Source organism: Micromonospora sp. BQ32 (assembly GCF_059358895.1).
This window is the reverse complement of record NZ_JCADBI010000017.1, coordinates 35,358-53,574: the sequence shown is the minus strand read 5'-3', so window position 1 is coordinate 53,574 and position 18,217 is coordinate 35,358. Positions and strand designations below refer to the sequence as shown.

At 70.7% G+C, this 18,217-nt stretch carries 17 protein-coding genes and 2 pseudogenes; 10 read left to right on the top strand and 9 right to left on the bottom strand.

Annotated features, from left to right (window positions below):
- The first annotated feature begins 35 nt into the window (after positions 1 to 35).
- Positions 36 to 929, top strand: a complete 894-nt coding sequence (gene murQ, locus AC5L30_RS26740) for an N-acetylmuramic acid 6-phosphate etherase (protein ID WP_494870429.1) — start codon at positions 36 to 38, stop codon at positions 927 to 929.
- Between the two features lie 465 nt (positions 930 to 1,394).
- Here the strand turns inward: murQ and AC5L30_RS26735 are convergent.
- Positions 1,395 to 1,742 (bottom strand): annotated as a pseudogene (locus AC5L30_RS26735) (ADP-ribosylation/crystallin J1); the annotation flags it as partial.
- Positions 1,743 to 1,901: 159 nt separating this feature from the next.
- Here AC5L30_RS26735 and AC5L30_RS26730 point away from each other — a divergent pair.
- A complete protein-coding gene (locus tag AC5L30_RS26730; RefSeq protein WP_494870427.1) occupies positions 1,902 to 2,921 on the top strand; it encodes a hypothetical protein in 1,020 nt (339 codons plus the stop codon).
- Between the two features lie 21 nt (positions 2,922 to 2,942).
- Here AC5L30_RS26730 and AC5L30_RS26725 read toward each other — a convergent pair whose 3' ends face one another.
- The 4 genes from AC5L30_RS26725 to AC5L30_RS26710 all read right to left on the bottom strand — a co-directional run bounded on the left by AC5L30_RS26725 (position 2,943) and on the right by AC5L30_RS26710 (position 6,182).
- Complete coding sequence (locus tag AC5L30_RS26725) at positions 2,943 to 3,119, bottom strand: hypothetical protein (RefSeq protein ID WP_494870425.1); 177 nt, start codon at positions 3,117 to 3,119, stop codon at positions 2,943 to 2,945.
- 121 nt (positions 3,120 to 3,240) lie between these two features.
- Positions 3,241 to 4,011 carry a hypothetical protein gene (locus AC5L30_RS26720; protein WP_494870424.1) on the bottom strand — a complete coding sequence of 257 codons (771 nt, stop codon included), beginning with the start codon at positions 4,009 to 4,011 and terminating at the stop codon, positions 3,241 to 3,243.
- A 200-nt stretch (positions 4,012 to 4,211) separates the two neighbouring features.
- Entirely contained in the window at positions 4,212 to 5,450 is a 1,239-nt protein-coding gene (locus tag AC5L30_RS26715) for an MFS transporter (RefSeq protein ID WP_494870422.1), read from the bottom strand.
- Positions 5,451 to 5,525: 75 nt separating this feature from the next.
- On the bottom strand, positions 5,526 to 6,182 hold the full coding sequence (locus AC5L30_RS26710; RefSeq protein ID WP_494870420.1) for a DNA alkylation repair protein: 657 nt from the start codon (positions 6,180 to 6,182) through the stop codon (positions 5,526 to 5,528).
- Between the two features lie 219 nt (positions 6,183 to 6,401).
- Between AC5L30_RS26710 and AC5L30_RS26705 the strand changes: the two genes are divergently transcribed.
- Together AC5L30_RS26705 and AC5L30_RS26700 are read left to right on the top strand one after the other, a co-directional pair.
- Complete coding sequence (locus AC5L30_RS26705; RefSeq protein ID WP_494870418.1) at positions 6,402 to 7,115, top strand: alpha/beta fold hydrolase; 714 nt, start codon at positions 6,402 to 6,404, stop codon at positions 7,113 to 7,115.
- A gap of 167 nt (positions 7,116 to 7,282) precedes the next feature.
- Complete coding sequence (locus tag AC5L30_RS26700; RefSeq protein WP_494870417.1) at positions 7,283 to 7,675, top strand: YybH family protein; 393 nt, start codon at positions 7,283 to 7,285, stop codon at positions 7,673 to 7,675.
- A gap of 81 nt (positions 7,676 to 7,756) precedes the next feature.
- On the opposite strand, the gene AC5L30_RS26695 is transcribed toward AC5L30_RS26700, so the two are convergent.
- Positions 7,757 to 9,325, bottom strand: coding sequence for an alpha/beta hydrolase (locus tag AC5L30_RS26695; protein WP_494870416.1), 1,569 nt, complete (start codon positions 9,323 to 9,325; stop codon positions 7,757 to 7,759).
- A 69-nt stretch (positions 9,326 to 9,394) separates the two neighbouring features.
- Complete coding sequence (locus tag AC5L30_RS26690) at positions 9,395 to 12,220, bottom strand: AfsR/SARP family transcriptional regulator (protein ID WP_494870415.1); 2,826 nt, start codon at positions 12,218 to 12,220, stop codon at positions 9,395 to 9,397.
- A 184-nt stretch (positions 12,221 to 12,404) separates the two neighbouring features.
- Here AC5L30_RS26690 and wrbA point away from each other — a divergent pair, with 184 nt between their 5' ends.
- Positions 12,405 to 13,013, top strand: coding sequence for an NAD(P)H:quinone oxidoreductase (gene wrbA, locus AC5L30_RS26685; protein ID WP_494870414.1), 609 nt, complete (start codon positions 12,405 to 12,407; stop codon positions 13,011 to 13,013).
- A gap of 94 nt (positions 13,014 to 13,107) precedes the next feature.
- Here wrbA and AC5L30_RS26680 read toward each other — a convergent pair whose 3' ends face one another.
- The gene (locus AC5L30_RS26680) at positions 13,108 to 13,737 is read right to left on the bottom strand and encodes a class I SAM-dependent methyltransferase (RefSeq protein WP_494870413.1); all 630 of its coding nucleotides are present in this window, start codon (positions 13,735 to 13,737) and stop codon (positions 13,108 to 13,110) included.
- A gap of 132 nt (positions 13,738 to 13,869) precedes the next feature.
- Between AC5L30_RS26680 and AC5L30_RS26675 the strand changes: the two genes are divergently transcribed.
- From AC5L30_RS26675 to AC5L30_RS26655, 5 genes and pseudogenes are all read left to right on the top strand, one after another.
- Positions 13,870 to 14,706, top strand: a complete 837-nt coding sequence (locus tag AC5L30_RS26675; protein WP_494870412.1) for an alpha/beta fold hydrolase — start codon at positions 13,870 to 13,872, stop codon at positions 14,704 to 14,706.
- A complete protein-coding gene (locus AC5L30_RS26670; protein WP_494870410.1) occupies positions 14,699 to 15,292 on the top strand; it encodes a TetR/AcrR family transcriptional regulator in 594 nt (197 codons plus the stop codon). Before AC5L30_RS26675 ends, AC5L30_RS26670 begins: the two co-directional genes overlap by 8 nt.
- Before the next feature lie 131 nt (positions 15,293 to 15,423).
- A pseudogene (locus tag AC5L30_RS26665) lies at positions 15,424 to 15,726 on the top strand (IS607 family transposase); the annotation flags it as partial.
- A 14-nt stretch (positions 15,727 to 15,740) separates the two neighbouring features.
- Positions 15,741 to 17,120 (top strand): IS607 family element RNA-guided endonuclease TnpB, encoded by a 1,380-nt coding sequence (tnpB, locus tag AC5L30_RS26660; protein WP_494870408.1) that lies wholly within the window; start codon positions 15,741 to 15,743, stop codon positions 17,118 to 17,120.
- Positions 17,024 to 17,380, top strand: coding sequence for a chorismate mutase (locus tag AC5L30_RS26655; RefSeq protein ID WP_494870571.1), 357 nt, complete (start codon positions 17,024 to 17,026; stop codon positions 17,378 to 17,380). Before tnpB ends, AC5L30_RS26655 begins: the two co-directional genes overlap by 97 nt.
- Before the next feature lie 16 nt (positions 17,381 to 17,396).
- On the opposite strand, the gene AC5L30_RS26650 is transcribed toward AC5L30_RS26655, so the two are convergent.
- Positions 17,397 to 18,188 (bottom strand): IclR family transcriptional regulator, encoded by a 792-nt coding sequence (locus AC5L30_RS26650; protein WP_494870406.1) that lies wholly within the window; start codon positions 18,186 to 18,188, stop codon positions 17,397 to 17,399.
- Between the last annotated feature and the right edge of the window lie 29 nt (positions 18,189 to 18,217).

The window sequence follows — 18,217 nt, the reverse complement described above, 5'->3', positions numbered from 1 at the left end:
GGCGACTGCACACCAGCGAGAGGAACGAGCACCCCGTGGACCTCAGCACCCTCGGCACCGAGACCCGCAACGACAAGACCAGCGACCTCGACCGGATGTCTCCCACCGAGTTGCTTCTCGCGATGAACGACGAGGACCAGACCGTCGCCGACGCCGTCCGCCGGGCCGTGCCGGACATCGCGGCCGCCGTCGACGTCATCGTGGCGTCGCTCCGCCAGGGCGGACGGCTGATCTACCTCGGCGCGGGCACCAGCGGCCGGATCGGCATGCTCGACGCCGTCGAGATCCCACCCACCTTCGGTACGACGCCCGACCGGGTCGTCGGTCTGCTCGCCGGCGGGGCACGAGCCTTCGGCGTCGCCGTCGAGGGCGCGGAGGACGACCCGACCCGCGCCGTCGCCGACCTCGACGCGGTCGGCCTGACCGCCCGCGACACGGTGGTCGGGCTCGCCGCCAGCGGCCGTACCCCGTACGTGGTCGGCGGGCTGGACCACGCCCGCGCGCGTGGCGCGGCGACCGTCTCCGTGGCCTGCAACACCGACGCGGTGACCAGCCGGCACGCCGACGTCGCCATCGAGGTGCCCACCGGCCCCGAGGTGCTCACCGGCTCCACCCGGCTCAAGGCCGGCACCGCCGAGAAACTGGTCTGCAACATGCTCTCGACCGCCGCGATGGCCCGGCTGGGCAAGGTCTACGGCAACCTGATGGTCGACATGAACGCCACCAACGAGAAGCTCGTCGACCGGGCGCGGCGGATCGTCGCCGAGGCCGCCGACACCGACCTCGACACGGCGGCGCGGGCGCTCGCGGCGGCGCACGGGCACGCCAAGACGGCCATCGTGCTGCTGCTGGCGAACTGCACCGCCGAGGAGGCAGCGGCCCGGCTGCGCGCCGCCGACGACGACGTCCGGGCGGCCGTCGCGGCCTGACCCAGGGGGTTCGCCGTGGCGTCGTGACCGGGTCGGGGTGAGGGTGAGCGGTAGCTCGTTGCCCGGCTCGGGTCAGTCCTCCAGGTCGAACGCGAAGGTGCCCGCCTCGATGCGGTCGATGAGCTGGCTGACATCGTCGGCTTGCCGGATGGCGCTGTCCCACCCGCCACTGGCGATGTCGACAAGCAGCACCGGGGCGGGGTCACTGCGCAGGTCGAGCACGAGCTGTTCGCTGGAACCGTCACCGCCGATGATCGCGATACCGGGGTGCGCGACGGTGGCCTGGCCCCACGCCTCGTGCAGCTCGAGCATCTCGCGTGGCGAATTGAGCCACACGTAGGCATCGGTGGTCGTCCAACCTCGCCGGAACCACGACTCGCCCTGGAGGTAGGTGCGCCACGCCTCAGGCAGCGTCCGGCCCAGGGCCTCCTCCGCGTCGGTGAACTCCTCGTCGTCGACGGGGCCCCGGTACTCGGCCTCCGCGATGATCGCGCCGACGAGGTGGGCGTTGAAATCGTCAAGCTCCTCGGCGGGGACCCAGTACTCCAGCACATCGCGACCACCGGCCTGCTGCACCTGGTAGCGGTCCAGATAGGAACGTCGCACGTCGAACCGGGTCACGTAACCGACGCCTTTGGCGGGGACGTTCCACTCCCGGGCGATCTTCGTGGCGTACCAGCGGTTGAGCACGGGGTAGAAGATCGGCTGGTCGGGCAGGCGTGGTGGCCAAGCCCGCCAGCCGGCTGCCGCCACGAGGTCGAGTTCGGCCTGCCCGGTGGGCCGCCACAGCGTGATCGTGTCGGAGTTGCCGATGGTCTGCTCCCTGTCAGTCCCGGTGATGGCGGCATGATGCCACCGCCCGACATTCTGGTGGTACGGGTTTCCCGGGTGGGTGCCGCGGCTCGTGCCGGCGGCGATCGCCGTGCTGTCGGCACGGATTCGCTGTCGGTCAGCTCGCCTAGAGTGCGCCGCATGTACTTCGTCTGCCGGTGGCGCGAGGAATCGCCGTTCAGCAAACGGGTGGTCACCGTGCCCGACGCGACCCCGCTCGAGTGGTTCCGTCGGGGCTGGGGTCGCGACGACCCACGAGAATGGATCGAGAGCGAGCTGGGCGAGGACGTCTACGGCCTGGACTCGATCTTCGAGGAAGCCCGGGAGCGGCACCTGCCACCGCCGGAGACGGTTGACGAGCTGCGCGACCTGCTGAACGAGCACCTCTGGGTGGAGGGCGACGACGACACGTTCATCCGGCTCGGTGAGCACGCCCTGCGTGTGCGGACCGACGACGACGAGGTGGATCTGGCCTACTATTTCGTCGACGAGGACGCCGCCGCCGCGTCGCCTGACCGGCTCGCGTACCTGCTCCACGACACCTGGCCGCTGCCCGCGCACGCCGCCGCGCCCGGTGCGGTCTTCGAGCATGGCGTGCCGGTCCGTACCGTCCGCATCGCCCCGCCCGGTCCGGAGTCCGTCTTCTCGGTCCGGTTGTGCTGGGATCCGTCTGACACTGACACGAACCTGGACCTGGCTGGCGCCCTCGTCTTCCCCGGCCTCACCCTGCCGGACCTCGCCGCTGGTCTTCGGGCCGCCGACGCGCCCGGCACCCGGCTTTGGCCGCCCGACGCCCGGCTGCTGCGGGCCCTCATCGCGCCGGACGAGGAGGACGTTGGCGTGGCGCTGGAACGTTACGCCCGGCTGCCCGGATACGACCCGTCGCCCGCCAACCTCGACCGGGTGTCCGCGCACGACGAGATCCACCGGGAGACGCTGGAGATGATGGCCCCGGAGCCGTCCGTCGGGTCGCTGATCCGGTTGGATGCGCACATCGCACAGGTCGCTCGATACATCGACGATTTCTTTGGGTTCGACCAGTGGTTCCTCTTCGACACCAGATGGGCGGCGGCAAACAAGGACCTGGGCCGCTCACTGCTGCGCTATGCCGCGCACTGGGACCCGTACGACGGCCAGATTGACGAAGCGCCCCGTCCATAGCGGACGGGGCGCTTCGTGGTGTCAGCCGAACTGTGTGTCCGGAACCGTTTGGTCCTCGTCCGCGTCGCCGTCGGGGGAGCTGGCCAGCTCGATCCGGGGGGACCGGTCCGGCGGGAGGTGGGCGAAGTCGGCGATGACGACGACATCCACCTCCCCGTCGATCATCGTCTGCTCGACGGTCTCCCACGGGGCCCGCATGATTCCTGCGAATCGGTAGGAGTGTCGGCGAAGGTGGCTGAGACACCTCGCGACGGCAGGCTCCGACGGCTCGATGTGGGCCGGGATCCAGATAACGGCGATTTCCATGAACCTCTCCTGATCAACGTCGTGGACGCGGGTGGGTGATCAGGAGTTGTCGGGGCGGGGGAGGACCCCGCTCGACGGGACGGCTGGTGGCGCGCATGTCGACGGCGGTGATGGTGAGCCCTGGCCGCAGCGGCGAGATGGGCGGCGAAGCGTCGGCTGTCGACGTGGGTGGATCAGCGCCGCCGGCGCCGACGCCGGTTGGTGCGGACGCGAGCGCCAGCACGAACGCCGGTGGCCCCGGTGCGGGACGGGCGGGCGGGTTGGGCCGTTGTCCGGTGACGGCGGTCGTCGTTGCCCGCGCCTGCTTCGACGCCCGGCCGTCGGCCGTGCCGTGGCCGGCGTCCCGGGTCACCGTCGCCGACGCGCGTGTCGACGGTGCCGGCGATGGCGGCGAGACAACGCGTGCCGTCGATGCCGCCGAGGTCGACGATGCGGGTGTGGCCTGCGGCGACGACGATGGCGTCCGGGCCGGCCGGCTTGCTGGGGTGCTGGGTTTGGCCGACGGCGTCGGCAGCGGAACGGCCGACGGCAGGGGCAGCGGGTCCGTCGACGGTAGAGGCACGGGCAGGGAGACGACCGCGGTCGGCAGGGGCAGGGGGACGGTCAGCTGCACCTCGACCACGTCGGCCACCGAAACCTTGACGGCCTCCGGCGAGGTGGCGACCTCCACCAGCGGGAGCCGCGGCGGCGACGATGTGTCGGCATGGGCGGGGTTGGCATTGAGAGCCGCGCCAAGGGCCATCGCGCCGAGCGCCACCGGGGGGAGGCTGCGCCTCAGCCGCATCAGACGGAGGCTGCCGACAGCGGTGTCGCCAGCCCTGCCCGGTCCGATTCACCGGTGCGGTGCCGCTGGCCGAGCAGTTGCCCCTCGCGCCCTGCCGTTCCCTCCATGCGCGGGTTCTTGCCCCCGGAAGCCGAGGGCTACACCTTCTGTCGATATCTCCACTGAGCGATGTGGACGGACCGGGAGCGCACCTGGCCGGTTCACACCCGGGCCTGAGTGGGTGTCGGCGTGGGGTCGAGCGGCAGGTCACGCAGTCGGCGGATCGGCGTCGACAGGTAGATGATCGGGGACAGCACGGTGAGCGCCCCGAAGATCAGCAGGGTGGTACGGGCGCCGAGTGGCCCGGCCAGGATGCCGGCGAGCAGGCCGCCGACCGGGATGGCGCCCCAGGAGACGAACTTGACCGTGGCGATCACCCGGGACAGCAGTTCCGGTGGGCTGGCGAGCATCCGGTAGGTGCGGGTGGTCACGCTGAGCACCACAGTGGAACTCGCGAAGATGAGGTTTCCGACGGCGAAGGCCAGGAACGCGGCGGTGCCGGTGCCCAGCGGGATGATGAGCGCGCCGGCCACACCGACGAAGGCCGCGATGATCAGGCCGCGTGCGGTGCCGAACCGATTGGTGAAGCGGGTCGTCAACGCGGCGCCGATGAGCGCGCCGAGGCCGTCGGCGGCGAGCAGCAGCCCGACCATGAGCGGCGATGCGTGCAGCTCACGCACCAGGTAGTACGGGAACAGGGCGAGCATGGCGCCGTTGACGAAGTTCGTCGCGGTGGCGTCCCACATGGCCGGTCCGATGATCGGGTGCCGGAGCGCGAAGTGCCAGCCCTCACGGATCATCGTGGTCATCGGCGGCCGTTCGGTCGGTCGCTGCACCCGCCGGGCCGGAAGGGTGCGCAGCAGCGTGGCGGAGAGTAGGTAGCTGACGGCGTCCACGAACAGTGTCGGCACCGCGCCCAGCAACTGCACCGCGAGACCGCCCAGGGATGGCCCGCCCAGCGCGGTGGCGGCGTGCGTGCCGGAGGTGAGGCTGTTGCGGGCCTGCAACTGCGCGGCCGGCACGATCTCCGGCAGGAAGGTCTGGTTCGCCACGTCGAACAGCACGTTGGCGAAGCTCACCACCAGGGCGACCGCGACTAGCTGGGCCACCGTCAGCATGTCGAACCACCAGGCCAGCGGGACCGACGCGATGGCGAGGGCCCGGACCAGATCCAGGGCGACCTGCATGCCGCGCAGCGGCAGGCGCTGCACGATCACGCCCGCCGGCAGGCTGATCAGAAGGTACGCCAGGTAGCCCGCCGCCGTGATCAGACCCATCTCGAAGGCCGATGCGTGGAGCACGGTCAGCGCGGTCAGCGGTAGGGCCAGCGCGCCGACCGCCGAGCCGAGTTGGCTGGTCGTGCCGGCGACCCACCACCGCCAGAACACAGTAAGTCCCATAATGGAACTCACTATAGGGGCGCGCGGGAGAAGACGTCGACCCCGCCGATGCGGGCTCGACCGAGAACCCGCCGCCTATCCCGCTCGGCGCACCATTTCGCCGATCCAGGTGGGCGCGAACGGGGACGTGCAGCCGGGGGAGGTGGGGTAGTCCTTGAGCACCTCAAGGCGTTCGCCGATGTCGATCGCCCGGGCGCGGTGCTCGGCGTGCTCGATGCCGATCTGCGCCAGGCAGTGGTTCATCGCCCACTGCAGGCGATCCGGCGCGTCCTTCATTCCGGTCTCGATCACATCGAGCAGTCCCGGGAGGTCGAGAATCTCGGGCTTCCTCGTCACGCGCTCGGTGGTCAGCGCCCAGCCGGCACTCGCGACCACGGGACCCGGGTCGGCGAGCCAGGCCAGCCGCAGCTCCTCGGAGTGCGGATGCTTCTTCACCACGTAGTTCACAAGCCAGTCGTGCACCTTTGGGGTGCGCGCCTCGCGCACCATGACGTCCAACTCGTCCCGCTCGAACGCCCGGGGACGGCAGATCAGAATCGCCAGCAGCCGCGCCGAGGCATCACCCGTCGCCCAGAGCTGGCGCGCGAGATCGTGCTGCGTCTTCAGCCGCTTGGCGAGGGCGCGAAGCGCGCCGAGGTGCACACCATGATCGTCACCGTGTCTGGCGTTCACCTCCCGTGCCTTCGGATCCTCCAGCTCGGCCAGTTCGGCCGTCACCTCAATCAGCGTCATCGCAGCCACCGCAGCCTCCTGCCCGTCGGGTTGATGCACCTTACGGCGAAGGTGGGACACCGGCCGGTCCGGCGCGGGCCCGGCGGGGTGCCACCGACACGTTCGGCCGGACGGGCGCAAGCCGTCGGGACGGCACGTTTCACACTCGCGTAACGGGTATCCAGGCGTACCAGTGCGACCGGCGGTGAAGAGCTTCACAGAGTGAGGGGGCCACCTATCATGCCTGATCCACAGCCCACCATCGTGCTCGTGCACGGCGCGTTCGCCGAGTCGGCGAGCTGGAACGGTGTGCTCGAGCGGCTGGGCGCCGGGTACGACTCGGTGGCCGTCGCGAACCCGCTGCGGAGCGTCGCAGGCGACGCCGCGTACGTGCGGGATGTCGTCCGTGGGATCGGCGGGCCGGTCGTCCTCGTCGGCCACTCCTACGGCGGCATGGTGATCACGCAGGCCGCGGCCGGCGAAACCGTGGTGCGGGCCCTCGTGTACGTCAACGCCTTCGCCCCGGACACCGGTGAGTCGGCGCTGACGCTGTCCGCGAAGTTCCCGGGCAGCACCCTGGCCGACACGCTGGTGCAGTATCCGGTGTCGACCGGTGGGAACGAGGTGGCGATCGGCCAGGACCAGTATCACGCCCAGTTCTGCGCGGACGCGTCGGACGACATGGCCGCGCTGATGGCCCGGACCCAGCGGCCGATCACCGAACAGGGCCTGGGTGACAAGCTCACCGGCGACCCCGCCTGGCGATCGCTGCCCAGCTGGTTCGTGTTCGGTGACGCTGACAAGAACATCCCCCCTGAAGTGCACCGCTTCATGGCCGAACGGGCCAAGCCCCGGGGGCAGCGCGAGGTCGTCGGCGGCTCGCACGCGATGACGGTGGCCCGGCCGAGCGAGGTCGCCGAGACGATCATCGAGGCGGTTCGGGGCGTGAGCTGACGGCCGGACGGGCAGCTGACGGTGGGCCGACGACGAGAGGTCGCCGGCCCACCCTGCCTGCTCTCTAGCGAACCCGCAGCCGAGACTGGCGAGCACCTCGACGGGCGTGCTGCCGCAGCCTGCGGGTTTTCCCAGCTGGCCGCCGCTCGGATGGCAAGGTGATGGCCATGGACAGGAAGCACGTCGAGGAATGGCTCGCCGCCTACGAGGGGCTCTGGCGGACCCCGGGCACGGACGCGCTGGTCACCCTCTTCACCGAGGACGCGACCTACCAGCAGGGGCCGTACTGGACGCCCGTCGTCGGCCTACCGGCCATCGCCCAGATGTGGGAGAAGCAACGCAAGGGCCCCGACGAGGTGTTCGAGATGACCACGGAGATCGTCGCGGTCGAGGGCGACACCGCGGTGTCGCGCCAGGAGGTCCGCTACGGAGACCCGGTCGACCAGGAGTACCGCGACCTGTGGGTGATGCGGTTCGCCGACGACGGACGGTGCCGGTCATTCGAGGAGTGGCCGTTCTGGCCGGGGCAGCAGCCGGCCGACCAGCCCGACGGCGCCTGAACCCTGAAACGGTTGCGGTGACGCCCCAGCCGCCGAACTACCTACCCTGAGCTGGGGCGTAACCGCGACGACGGGGACGCGTCAGACCGGGGCGGCCGGGCAGCTCGCGCCGACCGGCGGTGTGGTTCTGGAGATGAGATACCGCTCCACCTGGCGACGCGTGCAGTCGGTCCGTGGGTAGCTGGCGTGGCCTGACCCCTCGTAGGTGAGGAGGTGGCCCTGGCTGCCGAGCTGGCGGACCACCCGCTGGGCCCCGTCGTACGGGGTGGCCGGGTCGTACCGGCCGTTGAGCACCAGCAGCGGGGCGCTCGTCTGTACCCGCAGGCGATGTTGCGGATTGTTCGCTGTCCAGCCCAGGCAGATCGCGGTGAAGCGGACGGCCACCGGGGAGGCGCGCAGGTGCGGTGCCGCGGCACGGGACAGTTCGAGATACCGGTTCCACTCGGCGAACCCGTCGACCGGCAGCGACCAGTCCTGGCAGAACGCCGGTAGCGCGTACTCGGTCAGGTCCTCGTCGCTGTTGACCGGCACCATCGGGGACGCGAGCGCAGCGGGCTCGCCCCGCTCCAGCGCGAGAAGCATGTTCGCGAGATCGGCCCAGGTCGCGTCGAAGAAGTTGACGAAGGTCGCGAATCCCAGCTCGAACCAGGTCAGCGTGGCGCCGGTGCCCGCGTCGACAAGCGTGCCGGCGTCGGCACGGCGCATCAGTCGGTCGTAGAGCGCCGGCACGTCGCGTCCGTGCAGCGCGCAGCCGGGGCTCCGCTCGCACCAGGTCACGAACTCGTGGAACAGCGCCTCATTACTGGCCGCTCCGCTGCGGAAGTAATCTTTAACCCCCTGGCTGTGGTCCATCACGCTGTCCATGACCAGTGCGCGGACGCGGTCGGGAAACAGTTCGGCGTAGGACTGCCCGATCAGGGTGCCGTAGGACCACTGGTAGAAGCTGAGCTGCCGCTCGCCGAGCGCCGCCCGGATGGCGTCCGTGTCACGCGCGACGCTCACACTGTCCAGGTGGTCGAAGAGTGGGCCGCTGTGAGCGCGGCAGTCATCGCGCAACTGGCGGTTGTAGGCACGCAGTCCCTCGAACTCCGCCGCGTTGGCAGGTGTCAGGGAGGGGTGCCGGGCCAGCATCGCCGATGAGCAGCGCACCGGCGCGCTGCGGACCGTGCCCCGAGGATCGAAGCCGACGATGTCGAAGCGGCGCAGGACGTCCGGCCCGAGCTGGCTGTCGGCCGTCAGCGCCACATCCACGCCGGACAGGCCGGGCCCGCCGGGGTTGAAGACCAGAACACCGATGCGGGCGGCCGGATCGGTGGCGGTGCGCCGGGCTAGGGCCAGTTGGAACGTCTCCCCGTACGGTCGGGCCCAGTCGACCGGCAGGCGCAGGGTGCCGCATCGCGTGCCCGGATCGTCGGGCCGTTCCGGGCACGCCTGCCAGTCGATCCGACCGTTCCACCCGCCGGTGATGTCTGCGGTGACCGGCCCGTTGCCGCCGGTCACCGCAGACGTGGTGGCAGCGAACGACGGTGGGGTGTTGAGCGACAGGACGAGGAGGATCGCGACGACGGCCGAGAGGCTGCCGAGGGGCCGCCGGCGTCGACGGTCAACCCCGCTGGGATGCCAGAAGGTAATTCTCTTCGTGGTCAACATTCGTCCAGCCTGCCGACGCCCGGTCCACGTCGGATCCATGCCTGTCCGGGGACGGTCGACGCAGGGAGTTCAGCGGTACGCCGCCAACCGCTCGGACAGCACCATCGCCTGCGGATGACCGACCCGGTCGAGGATCGCCAACGCCTGCCGCCACAGGTCGACCGAGGTGTCGAGGTCGCCCACCGCCTGATGGATGTCGCCGAGGCGGACGAGTGTGTCCGCCCTCCCGCACTGGTCCTCAACATCGGAATAGAGCGTGAGCGCGTGCCGGTAGCAGTCTGCCGCGGTCGAGTGTCTCCCGAGGCCGTGGTGGGCGAATCCGAGACTGTCCCAGGTGTGAGCCGCGCCCAGCCGATCCTCGGCCTTCTCGTAGAGCACGAGCGCCTGCTCGCAGTAGGTGATGGCGCGGGCGTGCTCGTCCAGCCGCGCGTGGCTCCAGCCGAGCGCGTTGAGCGCCGCCGCCTCGCCGAGCCGGTCGTCGGTGCTGCTGGCCAACGCCAACGCCTCCCTGGCGTGCGGCAGCGCCGCACCGGCCTCGCCCTCGATGTCGGCCAGCCAGGCGAGGTGCAGGTGTGCGCTGGCCTGCCCCGGGCGGTCGCCGGCCTGCTCGTACCGCGCCATCGCGCGTCCGAGGTGATGGCGAGCCGCACCGAAGCGGCGGTGCTGGATGTGGGCCAGCGCCAGGTCCCGGTGGGCCAGCGCTTCGGCCCGTGGATCGGCGCGGCGACGCGCGACCGTGACCGCGATGGTCTGTACGGCGGCCAGGTCGTGCCATTGTGAGAGCCGGCTGAGCAGGGGAGTAAGGGCCCGGGCGAGGTGCCCGGCGTGGGCGTCGAAACTGTGCGTCACCGCGGCGTCGATGGCGGCCAGCAGCGCCCGCTGTTCGATGGCGAACCAGGCCAGCGCGGACCGATGGTCGGCGAACGCCGGCGGTGACGCGTCGGCGGGCGGCGGCGGATCGAGCGGCTGCCAACCGGCGTCGACCAGCCTCGCCGCGTCACTGGCGAGGGTCAGGTAATGGTCGAGCACACGTTCCCGGACGGCGTTGCGATCGGCTGGGCAGTCGAGCGCGTATGTCAATTCCTCCCCGTAGGCGCGGAGCAGGTCGTGACAACGGAAGCGGTTGGCGGACTGCTCGGCCAGCAGGTTGGCCCGGGTCAACTCGTCGAGCGCCGGCCGAATCAGGTGCGGCGGCGCGCCGGCGAGGCTGGCCGCCGCCGCCGCGCTGACGTCCGCAGCGGGATGCAGACTGAGCTGCCGGAACAGGCGTGCCGCGTCCCCGCTGAGCAGACGGTACGACCAGGAGAGCACCGTCCGCACGTCGGTGGCGGCATCGTCGGTGGCCAGGGCGGCGAGCCCGCCCCGGCTGGCCGCCAGCTCGTCGGCGATGGCCTGGAGCGCAAACGTGGGACGGGCCGCGGCTCGCGCGGCCACGATGGACAGGGCCAGGGGCAACCGGGCGGTACGGCGGATCAGTTCGGCCACCGCTGCCGGCTGGCCGGCGGTTCGCTGGGCACCCAGTCGGCGGACCAGCAGCTGGCGCGCTTCGTCGTCGCTGGGCAGGTCCAGCGCGAGAAGCTGGGCGCCCTCGGCGGCGACCAGGCCGGGCAGTGTGTGGCGACTCGTCACGAGCACACCGCAGCGGGCCGACCCTGGAAGCAGCGGCCGCACCTGTTCCGCGTCGCGGGCGTTGTCGAGCAGTACGAGCAGCCGTCGGTCCGCGGTCAGGCTGCGGTACAGGGCGAACTGGGCCGCCGGCTCGGCGGGGATCTCCAGGGGCTTCACGCCCAGGGCGGGCAGGAGCGAGCGTACGACGACGGCCGAGGGCGACGCCTCCTGCGTCGCGGTGCCGAACCCACCGAGGTCGACGTGGAGCTGCCCGTCGGGGAAGTGATGCAGATTGTCGTGCGCCCAGCGCAACGCCAGCCAGCTCTTTCCGACGCCGCCCATGCCGGTGATGACGACCGTGCCGGCCTGTCCGGGGTCATCGAGCAGCAGCGTGGTGAGCCGGGCCAACTCCCCGGTCCGGCCGGTGAACAACCTCGGTGGGGCCGGCAGCTGCCGGGGAACGATCTGCGGCGGGCGACTTCCCGGCGGCCGTGCGTCGGATGTCAACAGTTCCCGCTCCGCCCGCAGGATGCGGGTGTGCAGGCGTTGGAGATCGGGACCAGGCTCGACTCCCACCTCGTCGGCGAGTAGCTGGCGTAGCCGCCGGTACGTCGCCAGCGCGTCGGCGCGTCGGCCCGCCCGCGCCAGGGCCACCATCAGCTGCCCCCATGGGCGCTCGCGCAGCGGATCGTCGTCGACCTGGACCCGGAGCGGTTCGATCAGCTCGTGATGCCGTCCGGCGCGCAGCTGGAGGTCCGCGACCTCTTCCACCAGGTTCGACCGCTGCTCCTGGAGCCGCGCTCGGACGGAGAGCACCACCCCCCAGCCGGGGAGGCCCGCGAACGGTTCCCCACGCCACAGCGCCAACGCGGCCTCGAACGACTCCTGGGCGGCGGACCGGTGGCCCTGCCGCAGGGCGGAATATCCGCGCTGGGCCAGGTCGTCGAAGGCCACGCTGTCCATCGTCTGCGCGTCGAGGGCGAGGCGGTAGCCGGTGGGCCCGGCGAGGATGGCGGGATCGGGGAAGCCGGGGGACCGCAACGCCCGGCGCAACGCCCAGACGTAGGTCTTCACGTTGCCGGCCGCCGTCTTCGGTGCGCGTCCCTGCCACAGCTCGTCGACGAGTTGGTCGATGGACCACCCGGTGCCCGGTTGCGACATCAGGATGGCCAGGAGGCGCACCTGCATCGGCGTGCCGAGGGCCAACCGTTCCCCGCAGGCCGACCACACCTCGATCGGTCCGAGCAGGCGGTACCGCATCGCCGGCGGCGCGCCCGCGGGGTCCATCGCCTCATCGTAGGGGCCTGAACCATCCCGCTTCATCGGCTGGACAGCCGCAGCCCGTACCCGTCCCCTGGTGTGCTCCGTCACGGAGGTGGGCATGGTCAGGACGTTGGGGTGCCGCGAGGTGGCTGCTACAGTCGAGATTGTTGCGGCCGCAAATTTATCAGCGGCAACTACTTTGGGAAGGATGCCTCCGATGACCAAGCTCTCCGTCATCTACTACTCGTCCACCGGTACCCTCCACGCCATGGCCAAGCGCCTCGCCGAGGCTGGCGAGAAGGCCGGTGCCGAGGTGCGGCTGCGTCAGGTTCCGGAGCTCGCCCCGGCGGAGGCCATCGCCTCCAACGCCGCCTGGAGCCAGCACTTCGACGCCACGAAGAACGAGCCGAAGGCGACCGCCGACGACATCGTCTGGGCGGACGCGGTGCTGTTCGGCACGCCCACCCGTTACGGCAATGTCGCCAGCCAGCTCAAGCAGTTCATCGACACCCTCGGCCCGCAGTGGGCGCAGGGGCTGCTCGCCGACAAGGTGTACGCCGGCTTCACCGCGTCCATGACCGCGCACGGCGGCCAGGAGTCGACCCTTCTCGCGCTCTACAACACCGTCCACCACTTCGGCGGTCTGGTCGTCGCCCCGGGCTACACCGACCCGCTGAAGTTCGCCGACGGCAACCCGTACGGCGTCTCGCACGTCACCGGCGGAAGCAACGACGCCCCGCTGGGCGACGCCCAGCTCACTGCCCTCGACCACATGGCCGAGCGGGTCGTCAAGATCGCCGGGAAGCTCAGCGCCTGAGCGCGCTGCCGCCGTACCGGACGCCCGCGCCGACGCGGGTGCTCAGATTGACGAGGACCGGCCTCCCACGAGGGGAGGCCGGTCCTCGGCGCTCTCACACCGCCATCGCCGCGATGTCGGCAAGCGGCCGATGCTTGTCGGTGCCGGGCCGCCGGAGGCGTTCGACCTCCCGGAAGCCGGCCCGGCCGAGCCGCTCGGAGATCTCGTCGACCGACCAGCGGTAGGCGGTCAGGACCTTGTGGTCGAAGGCGCCGACCTCCTCGGCGTCGAAGACGCCCAGGACCAACCGTCCGGACGGGACCAGCACCCGCCGGAACTCCTTGAGGGCGCCGTCGAGTTCCTCCGGCGGAAGGTGGATCAACGAGTACCAGGCCAGGATGCCGTCGATGGAGCCGTCGGCGACGTCGAGACGTTCCATCGAACCGAGTTGAAACTCAACCCCCGGGTGGGTCGCCCGCGCATGCGCGATGAACTCGGGGACCAGGTCGATCCCCATCGCGTCGACGCCCAGCCCGCGAAGGTAGCCGGTGAGGTGGCCGGGCCCGCATCCCAGATCGAGGACCCGGCCGGGTCGGCTCGTCAGGTGTCGTCTGATGAAGGCGAGGTCGTCGGTGTCCACCTGCTCGGTTGCGCCGAACAGTTCGATGTAGAGCTCCGCGACGGACGTGTAAGCCTGCCGTACCCTGTCCGTTTCCACTGCAGGACCATACGCGTCAGCAGGCATTGCTGAGGCGGCCTACGCGTCCCTGGGCTACAGCGACTTCGGTGGCGGGGGAAGTGGCGGCGACGGGCGCTTGCCAACCTGCGGCTAATTCAGTTAGCCTATAGCTAACCACATTAGCTACTGGAGGACGCCATGATCGAACACCTGGACATTGCCGGCAACACCATCGCCTACGAGGTGACCGGGCAGGGCCCACTGGTGGTCCTGGCGCACGGCATGGGCGACAGCCGGCACTCCTACCGGTTCGTGGCGCCGGCTCTGGCCGCGGCCGGATTCCGGGTCGCCAACGTCGACATCCGCGGCTGCGGCGACTCCAGCCTCGGTTGGGACGGCTACAGCCGTACCGACATCGCGGGTGATCTCGTCGCCGTCGTGCGCCACCTCGGCGGTCCGGCCGTGATCATCGGTCAGTCGATCAGCGGCGGCGCCGCGACCATCGCGGCCGCCACCGCGCCGGAGGTGATCGCCGGCGTCATCGAGCTGGCGCCGTTCACCCGCGCCCAGTCCGTCGACCTGGGTGGGCTGGTGCGGGTGAGGCGCTTCCGGGTCGGCTACCTCCAGCTGGCGCAGGTGCTCATGCGGGGCAGCCTGGCGAACTGGCGCAGGTACCTCGACGTGGCGATCCCGACGAAGCCCGCCGACTGGCACAGCGAGCTGGCGCGCATCGAGGCCAAGATGAGTGAACCCGGCCGGATGAAGGTCCTCCAAGCCATGGCCAAGACCAGCCCGGGCGACGCCGGTCGGCAGCTGCCCCACGTCACCTGCCCGGTTCTGGTGATCCAGGGCAGCGTCGACCCCGACTGGGCCGACCCACGGGCCGAGGGCGAGCGCATCATCGCCGACCTGCCACGAGGGCTCGGCGAGCTGGCCGTCATCGAGGGCGCGGGCCACTATCCGCACGTCCAGACGCCCGACGAGGTCCTTGCCCTGGCCCTGCCCTTCCTCGCCCGGACGCTGACCAATGCCTAAGGCCAGGCTCACCCCAGCATCGGTCACCGAAGCCGCAGCCGCGCTGGTCGACGAGGTCGGATTCGACAACCTCAGCATGGGCCTGCTCGCCGAACGGCTCGGGATCAAGACCCCCTCGCTCTACAAGCACGTCACCAGCCAGGCCGACCTGGCGCACCGGATCGCCATCCTGGCCATGACCGAGGTCGCTGATGTCGTTCGGGACGCCATTCAGGGTCGGTCCGGCAGCGACGCCCTCGCCGCCGGTGCCCAGGCGATGCGGACGTACGTGCGGGAACACCCCGGCCGGTACGCAGCGGGCAACGCGGCCCGCCCGACCGGCCCGGACGACCCGTTCGTCCCGGTCACCGAGCGGGTGCTCGACACCTGGGCGGCCATGCTGAGCGGGTACGGACTGGAGCCCGGCCAGGAGATCCACGCCATGCGGATGCTGCGCAGCGTCCTGCACGGGTTCGCGACCCTGGAGGGTGCCGGGGGGTTCCAGATCGACACATCCGTCGACGAGAGCTTCACATGGTTGATCAAATTCCTCGATCATGGCCTTCGCGCCGGCGCCACCAGCGGCAGCGCCGTCGCCCGCGCCTGATCGTGTCGCCGCCGTGCGAGGATTTCCGGCGTGGCGGAGACCGCGGCGACGCTGACCAAGATCCGCGCCCGGATCGACGATCTGGATGGGGTTAACTGCTGCTAACACGTGGGTCGTCAGTAGTGCTCACTAGGCTGATCATGGTCGGGGAACCGTTGACCGGTGCGAGCACCGGGGTTGGGCAGACCGTCGTTTATGCGCGCGTGTCGTCGGCCGACCAGAAGCCGGACCTGGACCGGCAGGTCGCCCGGGTCACCGTGTGGGCGACCGGGCAGCGCCTGGCCGTGGACCGGGTGGTGACCGAGGTCGGTTCGGCGCTCGACGGGCACCGCAAGAGGTTCCTCGCGTTGCTGCGCGACCCGGGTGTGTCGACGATCGTGGTCGAGCACAGGGACCGCTTCGCCCGCTTCGGCGCCGAGTACGTCGAGGCCGCCACCGAGGACCGGGCGTGAAGACGATCCAGGCGTACCGGTTCGCCCTCGACCTCACCCCCGGGCAGGAACGTGACGTGCTGGCGCACGCCGGGGCGGCCCGGGTGGCCCACAACTGGGCGCTGGCCAGGGTCAAGGCGGTCATGGATCAGCGGGCCGCCGAACGCACCTACGGCGTGCCGGACGAGATGCTGACCCCGACCTTGTCGTGGACGCTGCCCGCGCTGCGTAAGGCGTGGAACGTCGCCAAGCCCGACGTCGCGCCGTGGTGGCGGGAGTGCTCGAAGGAGGCGTTCAACACCGGCCTCGACGCCCTCGCTCGCGCGTTGAAGAACTGGGCCGACTCGCGCTCAGGTAAGCGCGCCGGCCGGCCGGTCGGGTTCCCGGGGTTCAAGTCCCGCCGCCGCAGCATCGCGTCCGTGCGGTTCACCACCGGGACGATCCGGATCGAGTCCGACCGCAAGCATGTGGTGCTACCCCGGCTGGGCCGGCTGAAGCTGCATGAGTCCGCCCGCAAGCTCGCCCGCCGGATCGACAACGGCACCGCCCGGATCATGTCCGCCTGCGTGCGACGTGACGGCGGCCGGTGGCACGTCGCATTCTGCGTCGAGGTCGAGCGCCCCGAGCGGCTACCCGCCCGGCCGGGCTCGGTGCTCGGCGTCGACGTCGGCATCAGGCACCTAGCGGTGCTGTCGACCGGCGAGCTGATCGACAACCCGCGATACCTGGCGACCGCGTACCAGCGGATGCGGGCGCTCGGTCGGGCGCTGGCGCGCAAGACCGGCCCGGACCGGCGCACCGGCCGACGCGCCTCGAAGCGGTGGGAACGAGCGGCAGCGCGGCTCGGCCGCGCGCACGCCCGGGTGGCGAACCTGCGCCGCGACGGACTACACAAGCTCACCACCCGGCTGACCCGCGAATACGCCACGGTCGTGGTCGAAGACCTCAACGTCACCGGGATGCTGCGCAACCGCAAGCTGGCCCGGCACATCGCCGACGCCGGGTTCGCCGAGATCCGCCGGCAACTGACCTACAAGACCAGGTGGAACGGCGGCCGGCTGATCCTGGCCGACCGCTGGTATCCCTCCTCCAAGACGTGCTCGGGCTGCGGCGCGGTGAAAACCAAGCTCGCCCTGTCCGAGCGTGAATACCAGTGCGAGTCGTGTGGCCTGGTCCTCGACCGGGACCTCAACGCCGCCTGCAACTTGGCCGCGCTCGCGGCTGACGCAACAACCGCCGGGAGTGGCCCGGCGGCTGGACGTGGAGCCGACCGCAAGACCCCGCTCGCGGGGCTGGTGGCATTGAAGCGTCAACCCGGCACCGCGCCAGCGGGTCAGACCGGGACCGTCTCACCGCAAGGCGAGACTGCCAACCGCGTGCTCGCCAGAGCGCACTGAGAGGCAACGGAACTGGTCGGGCTGCTCGGCGGGAGGCGTTGGTCCGGCAGGCCGCCCCGCTCAAGAGCGACGGCCAGGCGGTCCGCGCGCCGGACCGGGTGGCGCAGGTGGTGGCCCGGGTCCGCACGCTGGCCAGCGAGGCCGGCGCCGACCCGGATCTGATCGAACGGATCTACCGGGGCATGATCCATGCCTTCATCGACATGGAGACCGACGAGCACCGCCGCATCACCGGCGGGGCGGCGCCGAGAACGCGGTGACACCCGGGGCGCGCGGTCAGATCGCCGAGCGGCCGTCACCGTCCGGGCCGGCCGAGGACGGCGGCACGTAGCCCAGCTCGTACGAGATCTTGTTGGCGGTCTCCAGGAGCAACGGAAGGTTGCTCTTCAGCTGGTCGAGGCTTGCGATGACCTCGATCGCGGTGATCGAGGCGGCGGCGATGACCTGTCCCCGCGAATCCCTGATCGGCGCGGCCACGCACATCACGTAGGCGTCGTGCTCGCCGTTGTCCACGGCCCAGCCGCAGTCGTGGATGCGGGCAAGCTCGGCTTCCAGGGCGTCCTGGTCGGTGAAGGTGGTGTCGGTGAATCTCTCGAAGACGACGTGCGAGAGCAGCCGATCGCGTTCCTGCCGGGGAAGGTAGGCCAGGATCGTCTTGCCCACGGCGCTCGCGTAGATGGACACCGCGCGTCCCACCCGCGACGGCAGCTTGACGGCGTCGAACGCCGGACTGTCCACCTTGTCGATATAGATGATCTCGTCGCCGGTCAGTTGCGCCAGGTGTACGGTGTGGCCGGTCTCGCGTTGCAGCGCACGAAGGTGTGCGGCCGCGGGCTGGCGGAGGTCCATCGAGCCGAGCGCAAGCTCGGACAACTCGATCAGGCCGCTGCCGAGCACGTAGGTGCCCGCGCCGGTCCGGCGGACGAAGCGCGCGGACTCCAGTGTCTGCAGGATGCGCAGGGCTGTGGACTTGTGGACGCCGAGCACGTCCGCAGCCTCCGTAAGGGACAGCGGGTGCTCCGCGGATCGACGGATGAGGTCGATCGCGCGGCGAATCGATTGCGCCAAGGCTGTGTCTCCCCTCGCGCGACGGGCAG

What these genes read in the sequence shown, in the direction of transcription:
- AC5L30_RS26680 (WP_494870413.1), bottom strand. Translation starts at nt 13,737, where the DNA reads ATGCCTGCTGACGCGTATGGTCCTGCAGTGGAAACGGACAGGGTACGG.
- AC5L30_RS26730 (WP_494870427.1), top strand. Translation starts at nt 1,902, where the DNA reads ATGTACTTCGTCTGCCGGTGGCGCGAGGAATCGCCGTTCAGCAAACGG.
- AC5L30_RS26710 (WP_494870420.1), bottom strand. Translation starts at nt 6,182, where the DNA reads ATGACGCTGATTGAGGTGACGGCCGAACTGGCCGAGCTGGAGGATCCG.
- AC5L30_RS26695 (WP_494870416.1), bottom strand. Translation starts at nt 9,325, where the DNA reads ATGTTGACCACGAAGAGAATTACCTTCTGGCATCCCAGCGGGGTTGAC.
- AC5L30_RS26720 (WP_494870424.1), bottom strand. Translation starts at nt 4,011, where the DNA reads ATGCGGCTGAGGCGCAGCCTCCCCCCGGTGGCGCTCGGCGCGATGGCC.
- AC5L30_RS26670 (WP_494870410.1), top strand. Translation starts at nt 14,699, where the DNA reads ATGCCTAAGGCCAGGCTCACCCCAGCATCGGTCACCGAAGCCGCAGCC.
- AC5L30_RS26675 (WP_494870412.1), top strand. Translation starts at nt 13,870, where the DNA reads ATGATCGAACACCTGGACATTGCCGGCAACACCATCGCCTACGAGGTG.
- AC5L30_RS26705 (WP_494870418.1), top strand. Translation starts at nt 6,402, where the DNA reads ATGCCTGATCCACAGCCCACCATCGTGCTCGTGCACGGCGCGTTCGCC.
- AC5L30_RS26700 (WP_494870417.1), top strand. Translation starts at nt 7,283, where the DNA reads ATGGACAGGAAGCACGTCGAGGAATGGCTCGCCGCCTACGAGGGGCTC.
- AC5L30_RS26690 (WP_494870415.1), bottom strand. Translation starts at nt 12,220, where the DNA reads ATGGACCCCGCGGGCGCGCCGCCGGCGATGCGGTACCGCCTGCTCGGA.
- wrbA (WP_494870414.1), top strand. Translation starts at nt 12,405, where the DNA reads ATGCCTCCGATGACCAAGCTCTCCGTCATCTACTACTCGTCCACCGGT.
- AC5L30_RS26715 (WP_494870422.1), bottom strand. Translation starts at nt 5,450, where the DNA reads ATGGGACTTACTGTGTTCTGGCGGTGGTGGGTCGCCGGCACGACCAGC.
- AC5L30_RS26725 (WP_494870425.1), bottom strand. Translation starts at nt 3,119, where the DNA reads ATGCGGGCCCCGTGGGAGACCGTCGAGCAGACGATGATCGACGGGGAG.